The 13,039-nt window shown below is 44.3% G+C and carries 11 protein-coding genes (1 of these 11 only partly in view); 10 read left to right on the top strand and 1 reads right to left on the bottom strand.

Annotated features, from left to right (window positions below; all coding sequences use genetic code 11):
* From APAR_RS06610 to APAR_RS06595, 4 genes are all read left to right on the top strand, one after another.
* Positions 1 to 2,320, top strand: the 3' portion of a protein-coding gene (locus APAR_RS06610; RefSeq protein WP_169302138.1) for an AfsR/SARP family transcriptional regulator. It extends 311 nt beyond the left edge of the window; only the last 2,320 of its 2,631 coding nucleotides appear in the window; the start codon falls outside the window, past its left edge; the stop codon is at positions 2,318 to 2,320.
* Positions 2,321 to 2,410: 90 nt separating this feature from the next.
* Complete coding sequence (secA, locus tag APAR_RS06605; RefSeq protein WP_012809370.1) at positions 2,411 to 5,161, top strand: preprotein translocase subunit SecA; 2,751 nt, start codon at positions 2,411 to 2,413, stop codon at positions 5,159 to 5,161.
* A gap of 2 nt (positions 5,162 to 5,163) precedes the next feature.
* The gene (gene prfB / locus APAR_RS06600; RefSeq protein WP_012809369.1) at positions 5,164 to 6,273 is read left to right on the top strand and encodes a peptide chain release factor 2; all 1,110 of its coding nucleotides are present in this window, start codon (positions 5,164 to 5,166) and stop codon (positions 6,271 to 6,273) included.
* A 1-nt stretch (position 6,274) separates the two neighbouring features.
* Positions 6,275 to 7,156 carry a YitT family protein gene (locus tag APAR_RS06595; RefSeq protein WP_012809368.1) on the top strand — a complete coding sequence of 294 codons (882 nt, stop codon included), beginning with the start codon at positions 6,275 to 6,277 and terminating at the stop codon, positions 7,154 to 7,156.
* A 157-nt stretch (positions 7,157 to 7,313) separates the two neighbouring features.
* Here the strand turns inward: APAR_RS06595 and APAR_RS06590 are convergent, their stop codons facing one another.
* Positions 7,314 to 8,096 (bottom strand): DeoR/GlpR family DNA-binding transcription regulator, encoded by a 783-nt coding sequence (locus APAR_RS06590; protein ID WP_012809367.1) that lies wholly within the window; start codon positions 8,094 to 8,096, stop codon positions 7,314 to 7,316.
* 379 nt (positions 8,097 to 8,475) lie between these two features.
* Here APAR_RS06590 and APAR_RS06585 point away from each other — a divergent pair, with 379 nt between their 5' ends.
* The 6 genes from APAR_RS06585 (at position 8,476) to APAR_RS06560 (ending at position 12,995) form a co-directional block, all read left to right on the top strand.
* Positions 8,476 to 8,931: a PTS sugar transporter subunit IIA gene (locus APAR_RS06585; protein WP_012809366.1), complete on the top strand. Its 456-nt coding sequence runs from the start codon at positions 8,476 to 8,478 to the stop codon at positions 8,929 to 8,931.
* Positions 8,931 to 9,230, top strand: a complete 300-nt coding sequence (locus APAR_RS06580) for a PTS sugar transporter subunit IIB (protein ID WP_012809365.1) — start codon at positions 8,931 to 8,933, stop codon at positions 9,228 to 9,230. The genes APAR_RS06585 and APAR_RS06580 overlap by 1 nt, the downstream gene beginning before the upstream one ends.
* 158 nt (positions 9,231 to 9,388) lie before the next feature.
* The gene (locus tag APAR_RS06575) at positions 9,389 to 10,696 is read left to right on the top strand and encodes a PTS ascorbate transporter subunit IIC (protein WP_012809364.1); all 1,308 of its coding nucleotides are present in this window, start codon (positions 9,389 to 9,391) and stop codon (positions 10,694 to 10,696) included.
* A 98-nt stretch (positions 10,697 to 10,794) separates the two neighbouring features.
* Positions 10,795 to 11,394 (top strand): hypothetical protein, encoded by a 600-nt coding sequence (locus APAR_RS06570; RefSeq protein ID WP_012809363.1) that lies wholly within the window; start codon positions 10,795 to 10,797, stop codon positions 11,392 to 11,394.
* Positions 11,395 to 11,450: 56 nt separating this feature from the next.
* On the top strand, positions 11,451 to 12,059 hold the full coding sequence (locus APAR_RS06565) for an SIS domain-containing protein (protein ID WP_012809362.1): 609 nt from the start codon (positions 11,451 to 11,453) through the stop codon (positions 12,057 to 12,059).
* 39 nt (positions 12,060 to 12,098) lie between these two features.
* Positions 12,099 to 12,995, top strand: coding sequence for a dihydrodipicolinate synthase family protein (locus APAR_RS06560; RefSeq protein ID WP_012809361.1), 897 nt, complete (start codon positions 12,099 to 12,101; stop codon positions 12,993 to 12,995).
* Positions 12,996 to 13,039 lie beyond the last annotated feature (44 nt).

Genomic DNA, 13,039 nt, shown 5'->3' with positions numbered 1-13,039 from the left:
TGGCATGATGTTGATTGGTGTTGGTTCGTTTGATGATTTGAGCCGTATATGTGGTCAAGCTGATCTTGAGTATCTGGCTAAGATAGAACAAGATGCACCATTCTTTGGTGTACACGTAGAAACCAAGCGTTTTTCGTGTCTTCATGTTACATGCTTTGATGTGTTGAATTTTAATAAACAGGAGCTCGTGGCTTTGGCGAGCAAGCATGAAAAACTTATCTTGAAAGCTATAGCTTTGCTGATTGATAGAGAAGATTTTTCTAAGGCTGCATTTGTAAGTTCTCTGGTTAGAGAAGAGATTACCTGGGAAATTGTGCTTTCTCATGCAGCAGAGTTTGTAGATGCTGGATATATTGAGTTGGTAGATAATGCGCTTACTGCTACACATTCTGATTGCACGCTAGAAAATTCCAGTAAGAAAGCCGCAAAAAGAATGGTGGACGCACTGTCTAATACAAAAAATCCAATAATTGCTAAAGATGCTGAAACAACATTTGAAAACCTTACATCTTTCAATGGCTTTCTCAAGCAAACAGCTTATATGACTTTATTGAAGTTACTTTTGCAAAAGCCTATGTCGCCTTTAAAGGAAGATCCTGAATTAAGCCAGCTGGAGAAGAAAATTGCACTACATAAACGTGCAGTTGATTTAGGTATGCAAGGAAATTTTAAGTATGCCCTTCAACTACTGCTTCTTGAGCAACAGTACGAGAAAACTTCTTCTATAACCTCTTCAATTCAAACAGCTGATATTGAATTGCTTTACGTATTACTAGGTGTATACCAAAAAGAATTTGACTCTCGTAGCTTAAGTGCACTTTCCTTTTTACAAGAAGGCGAAGCAGGCGCACTTAAGGGTTCTGTTGGGCTACTTAAATGCGCTCGCTATCTTTTCGAAAAGAGCTCTTCTGTAGGTAATTTATATGATACTGAACAACTTATAAGTCAGTCAGAGCTGCAGGGTAATCGTGTGATTCAAGTACCTGCGCTTCTTATTGGAGCTTTTCTCAGCCTTAGAAGCAGAGCGTATCCCAAAGCTCAGCTCCAGGCAAGAAGAGCGGTAATGCTGAGCAGGGAATGGAACTCAATATATGTGGCGCAGGTGGGAAAGATAATCGAAGATATTGCGGGATTCTTTTTGGGAGTTAAGCCCACAGAGAAGAGCCTTCAAGCAATTACCCATCCATCGCTAAAAGCAGTATGTAGAACAATATACAAGGCTCTCTTTAAGAGTGTGAAAGGACACTCCCCTGTCTGGCTTGATGTTGTTGAGTATGGAGTTCCTGAAAATGCCATGTGGCTTATAAGAGCACTTTTGTCAGATGAATCTGAGTTTCAGCAGTGTTTAGAACAGGAAGTCCCAGAAGAATGGCTCCATTATTTACGTTCAAATGAGGGTAAGCGAGACGTAACAAAATGGAGAAATTCTCAACAGGGAGCAACGGTTTCCATAACTGGAAACCCTGAGGTAAAGAATTTGCATGTGGAGCGAACAAAGAACGCTCACCCGGGGGTGTATATCGCTCTTCTCGGCAGATTTAGTTTGTCGGTTCAAGGAGAGGAGATTGCCGGTAGAAAAATTGCCTATCGTTCGGCAAAGGCACTGCTTGTGTATTTGGCGCTTGCTCACAATCATATGAGTTTTAGGTCACAAATTGCACAGCAGATTTGGCCAGAGGCTGATCAGGGCCACTGGCAAGAGCGTCTGTATCAAGCAACTCGAGTTATTCGCAAAGAAGTGCAGGAGATTCAAAAAGACTGTGAACCCCTAGAGGCATCTCGGATTGAAAAGACACTTGGATTTAATTCCCAGCAAGTAACGGTAGATATTGATATTTTTACGCAGTTAGCAAAGAGTGTGGCGTCATCAAATAGTGATGAAGACATAGTGCATCTGGCCAAGCAAGTAGAGAAGTTTTATCAAGGTGATTTATATCTGCCCGAGGATGAATGCTTTAGATTTGCAGATCCTATTCGTATTGCTTTGAGAGATCAATACATAGATACCATGGTGATAGCTTCAGCAGCCGCTTTGAGGATTACTCATTATACGCTTGCAGTGCATTTTGCAGAGCTTGCCTACCTTGTTGACGATATGCGAGAAGACACGCTCATGGCACTTATTCAAGCGCTTAGAAAATGTGGTCGAGCGCAAGATGCACAACATTATTACGATTTGTATGTACAGAAATACGTTATGAAGCGTAGAAAAATGCCGTCTAAACAGCTTAGGATGATTGCGGGCGCAGAAAAGGGAAAAGAATCAATAGAAACTAGTGGTGGAGAAATAACGAAATTAGGATTTTACGACGCCATGTAGTGTGATTTAAGCAGTTAGGCGGGGTATGATATATGAGTTGAATATTGTGTCTATCAATCGAAGATAGATACCCGACGTCAAGGAAAAGCTATGCCTAATTTCCTCTCTAAGATTCTGTCTTTTGGTGCTGACAAGGACCTTAAGGCATATCAACGTATTGTCGAGAAGATCAATGCGCTTGAGCCAACAATGCAAGCAATGAGTGATGAAGAGCTCCAATCTCAGACTGATAAGTTTAAGGCTCGTTATGCTGAAGGAGAAAGTCTGGATGATCTTCTTCCAGAGGCTTTTGCAACGGTGCGTGAGGCATCGGTAAGAACTATTGGTCAGCGTCACTTTGATGTTCAGCTTATCGGTGGTATTGCACTTCATAAGGGTACTATTGCAGAGATGAAGACCGGTGAAGGCAAGACGCTTGTTTCTACTCTGGCTGGTTACCTTAACGCACTGAGCGGCGAGGGCGTTCACATTGTTACTGTTAACGATTACCTAGCTAAACGAGACAGTGAGTGGATGGGTACCATCTACAAGTTCTTAGGCATTACCGTCGGTCTTCTGCAAAACGGTATGCGTTTGAGCCTTAAAAAGCCTGCGTATGAGGCAGATATTACTTATGGCACAAATTCAGAGTTTGGCTTTGACTACCTACGCGATAACATGGTTACTCGCCCAGAGATGCGCGTCCAGCGTGGTCATCATTACGCCATCGTCGACGAGGTTGACTCCATCCTTATCGATGAGGCTCGTACTCCTCTGATTATTTCTGGTGCTGGCACTAAATCTGCTGGTACATATAAAGATTTTGCTAAGGCAGTTCGCGGTTTAATTCCAGACGTTGACTTTGAGATGGATGAGGCAAAGCACACTATCGCAACAACTGAGATTGGTCTCGAGAAGGTCGAGCGTGCTCTCAACATCGACGATATCTATAACGATGAGTCTGGTCAGCTAGTTAATCATCTTCAGCAGGCGCTGAAGGCTGAGTATATGTTCCATCGTGACCAGCAGTATGTTGTCATTGACGGTGAAGTTAAGATTGTTGATGAGTTTACTGGTCGCATTATGGAAGGTCGTCGTTATTCTGAAGGTCTTCATCAGGCAATTGAAGCAAAAGAAAATGTGCAAGTGAGGGAAGAGAATCAGACTCTGGCAACTATTACTCTCCAGAACTACTTCCTTATGTATGACAAGCTTTCTGGTATGACCGGTACCGCAATGACTGAGGATGCAGAGTTCCGCGAGGTTTATCACGTTCCTGTTCAGGTTATTCCACCTAACCGCCCTGTTAAGCGCGAGGATCTTGATGACCTTGTTTATCGTACTATTGACGCTAAATTTGAAGCTGTTGTCAAAGATGTTGAAGAGCGTCACCAAAACGGTCAACCAGTACTTGTTGGTACCGTTTCAATTGACAACTCTGAGCGTATTTCTCGTATTCTTTCAAAGCGCGGTATTAAGCATAATGTTCTGAACGCTAAGTTCCATGAGCGTGAGGCACAGATTATTGCTCAAGCCGGTCGCAAGGGTGCTGTTACCATCGCAACTAACATGGCAGGTCGTGGTACAGATATTCTTCTGGGCGGAAATCCAGATGTTATGGCAGAAGATATCCTTCGTAATCAGGGAATTGAGCCAGCTGAGGCCACTCAGGAGCAAAAAGAAACTGCTCACAAAGAAGCTAAGGAAATCTGTGCTGCTGAGCGTGAGGCAGTAACCGATGCAGGCGGTTTGTGCGTTATTGGTACTGAGCGCCATGAGAGCCGTCGTATTGATAACCAGCTTCGTGGTCGTTCTGGTCGTCAGGGAGATCCTGGTCAGACCCAGTTTTATCTATCCTTGGAAGATGACCTAATGCGTCGCTTTGGTGGAGATCGTATGGACGGCGTTGCGGCAATGATGCAGCGCTATGAGCTTCCTGACGATATGCCAATCAAGGCAAGGATTGTTACTAAGCTCGTTGAAGGCGCTCAGCGCAAGGTTGAGGAAGTCAACTTTGCAATGCGTAAGAACGTCCTTGATTACGACGATGTTATGAATAAGCAGCGCCAGGTTATTTATGCAGAGAGAAACAAGATTCTTGATGGCAAGGATCTTATGGGACTCATTGAAACGGTTACTGCTTCCACTACTCAGCGTGTTTGCGAGGAGTTTTGCTACGGAGATGCTGATGAGTGGGATCTTGAGGGTCTTGAGAAATGGCTTTCTGAGCTTACTGGTAAGACTGACCTTCCAGAGTTTTCCGAGGATACTAAGTTTGAGCAGCTTGAAGGGGATGTCACCGCATTCGTTCAAAAAACCTTTGACGAGAAAACCCAGAAGCTCGGTGAAGAAGTTATGCGAGAGCTTGCTGCTCAGGTAATGCTTCGCGTTATTGATACTCGTTGGATGGCATACCTTCAGGAGATGGATTACTTGAAGACGGGTATTGGTCTTCGCGGTTTTGGCCAGCGTGATCCTTTAGTTGAGTATAAGACTGAGGCATATGAAGCGTTTACACTGCTTGTAAATACCATGTATGAGGACTTCCTTCGTACTATTCTTCGTCTTGAGTTGGTTAATCGTCCACGTCAGAATACTGAGACAGAGGCATTCCAAAATGCTCAATATTCTGGTGGAGAAGAGACTGACGGTGATCAAAAGGCGTTTAAGCAAGGTAAGAGCATGCTTAAGAATGCAGCAGCCATTGGCAAGAGCCCACAGGGAACCGGCGCCAGCCAGTCTTCTGTGTCTACTTACCGTAAGTCTGACGATCCAAATCCTTACGTTAATGTTGGTCGTAATGATCCTTGCCCATGTGGAAGTGGCAAAAAGTTTAAGAACTGCCACGGCCGAAACAGGTAAGAATGGCTGATACAGAGGTTGTTTCGCTCCAAGCTTTGGCGGAGCGTCTCTTTGAGATAGAAGGGTATCTTCATCTCGCTGAGAAGCGTCAGCAAATTTCAGAACTTGAGGCAGAAAGCGCTCGTCCCAATTTTTGGGACGACGCTGAAGCTGCACAAAAAATAATGACTCAGCTAGCGTCGCTTCGCGATGATGTCGCTGGTATCGATAGGGCTAAAGAGAAACTTGGTGATGCTGAGGCTGCTTTTGAGCTTGGAACAGAGCTGGGAGACCAAGCATCATTTGATGAATCTCGCGCGTTGGCAGTATCTCTCGAAAAAGACCTTTCAGAACTTGAACTTTCAAGCTGGTTTACTGATGAACTTGACCACGGCGATGCGATTGTTACCATTAAGCCTGGTCAAGGTGGTCTTGAGTCTCAAGACTGGTGTGAAATGCTTTTTCACATGTATCTCAAATATTGTGATCGTCGTGGTTGGAAAGTTGACATCAATGATGCACCTGCAGCAGAGGTTATTGGCCTTGACCGCGCAACTTTTACGGTAAGCGGAAAGAATGCTTATGGCATGCTTCGTGCAGAACAGGGCGTGCATCGTCTTGTAAGAATTTCTCCTACTGACGATAAGAAACGTAGACAGACATCATTTGCTGGTGTAGAAGTTTTACCTGTTCTTCCTGAAGATATTGAGGTTGATATTGACCCCAATGATCTGCGTATTGATGTCTATCATGCATCTGGTCCAGGAGGCCAAGGAGTTAACACTACGGACTCGGCAGTTCGTATTACACATATTCCAACAGGAACAGTAGTAACCTGTCAAAACGAACGCAGCCAGCTACAGAACAAAGCTGCGGCAATGAATATCTTGCGCAGCCGTTTGTATGAGATTGAAAAAGAGAAACGCGAAGCTGAGCTTGACGAGCTCCGTGGTCCAAAGAGAGAAATCTCATTTGGAAATCAAATTAGGAGCTATGTTCTTTATCCTTATCAGCTCATTAAGGATTTAAGAACGGGAGCAGAAACAGGAAACGTTGAGTCTGTTTTTTCAGACGGCGATCTTGACCAGTTCATCATTGCGTATCATCGCTGGGTTGTTGGTGGAAAGGATTAGTGTGCAACAATCTACTTGGCAAAAGTCCTTTAAAGATTCGTTCTTTATCGTTCTTGGCTGTGCAATTTTTGCAGTTGGTCTTGATGTATTTGAAGTTCCTAACGGACTTGCGGCTGGCGGTATTACTGGTTTTGCAACAGTTATTAGGGCTATTGCACTGCCCTTTGGATTTGACCTGCCAGTTGGTATGCAGACAATTGCCATGAATATTATTTTGATGGCTTTTGTTGCAAAAAGTGGGAACAAAAAATACTTGCTCAAGAGTGTTGTAGGCTTCTTGATCTCCAGTATTTTTGTTGATCTTTTTGCGCCATTTTTACCAGTACTTGGCGCCAATGATCTTATGCTTGCAGCTTTGTGGGGTAGTATTATCTGCGGCTTTGGTCTTGGTCTTGTATTTAGGGCGGGCGGAAATACCGGCGGTACAGACATTATTGCTCAAGCAGTTTCTAAGCGTTTTTCTATTCCATCAGGTACTGCAATTATTATTGTTGATATTGTCATTATTATTGCGGCTATTCCGGTCTTCTCGCTAGAAAACGGACTGTATTCTGCTTTGGCAATCTTTGTTACAGGTAAAATGATTGACTTTGTCATTGATGGACCAAGGTCGGAGCGCTGCGTTTACATTATTTCTTCTGAGCACGATGCAATTGCTCATGAGATTCTATACAACCTCAATCGTGGCTGTACAGAGCTTCAGGCGCGTGGACTGTGGAGCGGCGCGCGTAAGCCTGTTTTAATGTGTGTTCTTGGTCGTACAGAGCTTGTGCAGTTGAAAGTCATTGTTTCTGAGATTGACCCAGATGCATTGGTATTTATTTCAGAAGTACACGAGGCAATTGGCGAAGGATTTAAATCATTTGAGGCTTTGGAAGGCTAGTCATAGTTTGTCAGTTTGCTGACTAATAAAAGATTTTATAGCAGCTATGCACAATTGAGTGTAAAGAATCGTAAATAAATTTTGAGATGTAAAAAGGCGACCTTTAAAAGGCCGCCCTTTTTGCTGCATTTGTGTAAGAAACAATGAAATACAGATCTTACTTAGCGGGAAGAATTGAAGGAGTGACGCAGACGACATCCTTAAGGCCTGCAGCTTTGAGCTCTTTAATCTGCTCGTCAGTTGCTCCTGTATCGGTAATCAGAAGGTCAATGTCCTCTGCAGAGCCAAACTGGAAGTTAGAAGTGGTGCCCAGTTTAGAAGAATCGGCAACAATATAGTGTTTTCTAGAGCGCTTTAGCATCTGAGCGTTAATTGCTGGCTCAGGGGATGTTGCAGAGGTAAGGCCAAATTCTCCCGAGAAGCCCGTGCAGCCCAAGAAGCATTTAGCGGCAGTAATGCGCTGGATGCAATCAAGAGCGGTTTCGCCAGTCATGGAAGCACGTGGAGGACGGATATCGCCACCAGTAAGAATGATCGAAAGGTCGCGGATATCTTCAAGCAGTAGAGCCTTGCCATTGTTAGTAACAACGGTTACGTCGTGAGCGTCAATCCACTCAAGCATGCCCAGAGCAACGGAGCTTGTGTTGATAAAGATACAATCACCATCTTCAACGTAACGGGCCGCTTCACGTGCAATTGCTTTGTTAGAACGAATTTGCCTTGAGCCAGAAGGGCGACCATAAGGATTAAGCAGAGTAGCAATGCCATATTGACGAGTTAAGATGCCGCGTTTCTCAAGAAAATCCAGGTCACGCCTAATAGTTAAAGAAGAGACTTCAAAGTGGTCTGCAAGTTCTTGAACGCTTGCCTGACCTCTTTTTTCTAGCAACTCAGTAATTGCCTCGCGACGTGAATCAACGTAAGCCTTGCTCCTTTTCATAAATGCCCTCCTTTATGAGCAACATTTTTCCTTTGAATGTTCATTCATCAATAAAATAGAACATTATCTGTAGGATATCAAGATATTTCAGAAAATAATAGTATTGAGATATATGAATGTTTTAGATTATAAAAAATTTAACATATAAACTTTACATGGGATAATAGAAGGTACCTCTGTTATGTTCATAAAAACATGAACATTTGTATAGCTTCATGGACAAAAGATGTACTGAAAAAATATGAACAACTTTGATAACTGTTTTAGCAAAATTGATTGAAGTTAAGAACGTTTCGTGTCATATTATCAAGTTATTAAGACTTGTCGTGAGACGGCTTTTGGCCAATTTGTCTCATTAAGAGAAAGGCAAGGTAGTGCTGTGTTAAGTGATTTTCTTACCGAAGATCTGGTGCAGCTCAATATTGCGGCTTCTAGCTGGGAAGATGCAATTAGAAAATCTGTGCAACCACTTGTCGATAATAAAAAAGTAACTGAGGGCTATGTTGACGACATCATTAAAGGTGTCAATGAACTTGGCCCTTATATTGTTATTACCGAGCATGTTGCTCTGCCTCACGCACGTCCTGAGTCCGGCGTACTTGAGCCTGCAATAGGTATTACCGTACTCAAGGATTCTGTTGAGTTTGGTAGCAAAGATAACGATCCAGTTAAGTTTCTTTTCCCACTTGCTGCAAAAGATAGTGAAGGTCATCTTAGTGCTCTTCAATCTCTTGTCGAATTGCTGAGTGATCCAGATTTCTTTGCTCAGCTCGAAAAAGCTCAGTCACCAAAAGATGTTGTGGACCTTGTCCACGCAAAGGAAGGTAGGTTGTAATGGCTGATAAGAAGTTCCACGCACTGGTTTGCTGCCGTGCAGGTATGGGCTCTTCCATGATGCTCAAGATCAAGATTGATCAGGTCATTAAAGAGAATGATCTTCCAATCGAGACTGAGCACGGTAATTTGGATTCACTGATTGGTTTCAATGGCGATCTTGTTATCACTATGTCTGATCTTACTGACGAGCTCAACGCTGACGAACGCGTTCCTTCTGCAGTTGGCATCACCAACATTGTTGATAAGGCAGAGATGAAGGAGAAGCTCACCGCTTGGCTCGCAGAGCACAACGCATAAGCTTCTTTGTATCTTTTTAGCGGGAGTTTCTCATTATGCGAAGCATAATGCTTTCGGCAAAAAGCTCTCGCCAAACCTTTGACAAAAGGTACTTGTCATTTGATTTAGGGATCTTATCTGAGTAGGTTCGTCGGTTAATTTGCTGAAAGGGATTAAGCATGCTCAATGCAATTCTCATGCAGCTCAGAGATACAGCCGTTATTATGGGCATTATTGCTCTTGTCGGTCTCTTGCTGCAGAAGAAGTCCGCTGTGGACGTCTTCTCCGGAACTGTGAAGACCATTATTGGCTTCATGATCTTCAACATTGGCTCTAGCGCTATGTCCGCTCAGGTCAACATCTTCAGTGATATGTTTAGTCGTGCGTTCGCTGTTAAGGGTGTTGTAACCCAGGTTGAGGTCGCAACTGCTCTTGCACTGAACACCTATGGTACTGAGGTTGCTCTTGTAATGGTCCTTGGCTTTATCATGAATCTTGTGTTTGCTAAGGTCACCCCATTCAAGTCCGTCTTCTTGACTGGCCAGCACTTCCTGTACTTCTCCTGCGTACTTGCGCTAGTCTTCATTGCTCTTGGCCTCCCAATGTGGGTTACCATTGTTCTTGGTGGCGTCATTCTCGGCTTCTGTGGTGCTGCACTGCCTTCGCTGTGCCAGCCATTTGTAACTAAGCTTGTTGGTGGAGATTCCATCGCAATTGGCCACTTCAACTGCATCGGTTATGCATTCTCCGGTTACGTTGGAAAACTCTTCGCCAAGAAGAACGAGAAGGACAGTGAGAAAGAGGCTAAGGAGCTCCCAGAGTTCTTTAAGCTCTTCAAGGACTTTGTCTTCTCCGTTGCTCTCTTCATGATTGTTCTATTCTATGTTGTTACTATTGCATGCCTTGTCACCGGTCACTTTGGTGACACTCTTGCAAACAACAAGCCATTCACTAGCTACTTTGGCAACGATATGTGGTGGATTTGGCCATTCCTTGCTGGTCTTCAGTTTGCTGCTGGCATGTCCGTTCTTGTTTACGGTGTTCGCCAGTTCATCGCTGAGATTACCGCTGCATTTGTCGGCATCTCTGAGAAGCTCATTCCAGATGCACGTCCTGCAGTCGACTGCCCTGCAATCTTCCCATTTGCACCAAACGCTGTCATCATCGGCTTCATTGGATCCTTCCTTGGCGGCCTTGTAGCAATGGCACTTATGGTTGCGTTCCACAGCCCAACCATCATGATTCCTGCAGCAGGCATCTGCTTCTTCTCTGGTGGTACTTGTGGTGTTTGTGGTTACGCTTACGGTGGATGGCGTGGCGCTCTTCTTGGTTCCTTCTTGGTTGGCATTTTCCTGACCGCTGGTCCTCTGATTCTCTATCCTGCATTTGCTCAGCTGGGAATTGCAGAGGCATCCTTCCCTAATGTTGACTACAACATCGTTGGTTCTATCATCTACGGCATCGGCTCTCTCTTTGGTCTTGCCTAAGCCTAGATTTCTGTAGTACCTACTCAGCTCTACGGTTTTTAGGGCGCTCGTGGAAAGCCCGCGGGCGCCCTTTTAAAAGCTTCACAACAAGGAAAAACATGGCAGACGAGAAGAACAACAAAAGCGTTACCGAATCAGTGCTTGGCGATATGTTTGGTTTAAGCGTTGATAAAAAGCCTGTTCTAGAGCTTCCTGAAGATCAGATAGTTCTAGAGGTTCTAGAAGATCGAACTCGTTTAATGGTCCAGGGAATTCTGTACTTGCTTATGGCGTTTGCTTCTCTTGCTCTGACATTTTTCTTTTGGGTTTACGCTAACGTAAGTGGCAATATTTTTGGTCTTGTTGGTGTTATTGCAGGACTCACTATCACGTGGTTTGCTTCACGAGCCATGGGAAAGCGTTTTAGTCGTTTTGCCAATGGTATTCATGTTATTGATTTTGGACAGAAAAACGTATTTATATTTGCAAAATCCGACAAGAAAAAAGCACTTGTCGTTCCTTATACCAAGATTAAAAGCTACAAAATCATTCGACAAGGTAAGGCATTGCGTCTGCTCTTTGAAGGCGCTTGGGTTAGTCATCCTTCAGGGTTTGAATTTGTAGACATCAACCGTCCTTTTATGGCCTCCACTCTTAATGAGATTCAAGAGCAGATTGAGCAGCTTATGGCTCAGCACAAGGTCAAAGAGACGCGGTAGCTCATTGTGTAGTAAGTGTCTTTGAGTTTGAACTCACAGACAGATAAGGAGTTGTAATGGCAGCTGAAAAAGAGCAGGTTCAGGAGTTTCTTTCCATTGTGGGAAAGTCACTCCATCAGTATGTAGAGAACATTGATTTTGAAGCACTTTCCGCAGCTAAAAAGCTTATTTTAGACGCAGAGGCAAAGGGTGGTCGTCTGCATGTAACTGGCATTGGTAAGCCAGGTCACGTTTCCGGTTATGCTGCATCGCTTTTCTCGTCAACTGGAACTCCAACCTATGAGCTTCACGGTACCGAATGCGTTCACGGATCTGCTGGTCAGACTCGTCCTGGTGATGTGGTTATTGCTATCTCTAACTCCGGCGAGACGGGCGAGCTTAAGGCTACGGTTACCTGTCTGAAGAATGTTGGCGTGCACATTATTGCGTTGACCGGCAATCCCAATTCCTGGCTGGCAAATGAGGCAGAGGTTGCTCTCATTGCAGGTGTTGAGCAGGAGGGCGACTCCATGAACAAACCTCCACGCGCATCAATCTTGGCTGAGATTATGGAGCTTCAGTGCCTTTCTATTCTGCTTCAGAACGAGTACGGCCTTAATCCAGAGCAGTACGTTAAGTGGCATCCCGGTGGAGCTCTTGGCGCATCTATTCGTGAGGGCAAATAACCCTAAATAAATACTGACAAGACGTACTGAGGAGTTTGAATGTCAACATTTAAGGGCGTTATTGTTCCTATGGTCACGCCGTTTAACCGCGATGAAGAGCAGTCTATCAACTACGAAGCAGCTGAGCAGCTTCTGGAAAAGCTCATCTCTGAGGGTGCTGATGGTATCTTTACGTTTGGCTCTAACGGTGAGTTCCATGTTTGTAGTCCTGACGAGAAGATCAAGTTCTCCAAGTTTATTATCGAGAAAACCGCAGGCCGTCTTCCTGTTTATGTAGGAACTGGAGCTTGCTCAACAAAAGAGGCTCTCTATATGAGCCGCGAAGCAGAAGCAATTGGCGCCGATGCGCTTTCTGTTATTAATCCTTACTTCCTGGGTATTTCTGACCAGCAGTTGATTGAGTACTTTAAGACTGTTGCTGCAAGTGTCAAAATACCTGTCCTTTTATATAACATTCCCAAGGGAACCGGTAAAAATATTTCTAAAGAGGTTGTTGAGCAGCTGGTGACCATTGAAAACATCAAGGGCATTAAGGACAGCTCTGGCAGTATTGATAATCTCAAGGATTATCTGGATGCTGCGGCTGGTCATGACGTAGACGTACTTGTTGGCTCTGACGGAAAGATTTCTGAGGCTCATGCCCTTGGAGCTCAGGGTGCTATCGCAGGTACCGCAAATCTTATTACTAAGGTTGTTGTTGACCTTTGGAGGGCTCTTGAGGCTGGAAACGTAGAGGAGGCAGCCCGTCTACAAGCAGAAATTGAGCCAATTCGCGATATTCTTCACCTTGGAAGTACTCCTCAGACGCTTAAGCGTTCTCTTGAACTTGCTGGATATTCCGTTGGCCCTGCTCGTTTCCCTGTTACTGAGGTTGCAGAAGGTATTGACGAGAAAATCTATGTAATGCTTGACCATTACGGAATTGCTCATAATTAGTTATCAAAAATGACGTTTTTCTCGCCTGCTCAATAGGGTAGTTC

The organism is Lancefieldella parvula DSM 20469 (genome assembly GCF_000024225.1).
In the GTDB taxonomy this organism is placed as follows: Bacteria; Actinomycetota; Coriobacteriia; order Coriobacteriales; family Atopobiaceae; genus Lancefieldella; species Lancefieldella parvula.
This window is presented reverse-complemented; position numbering and strand designations above follow the sequence as displayed.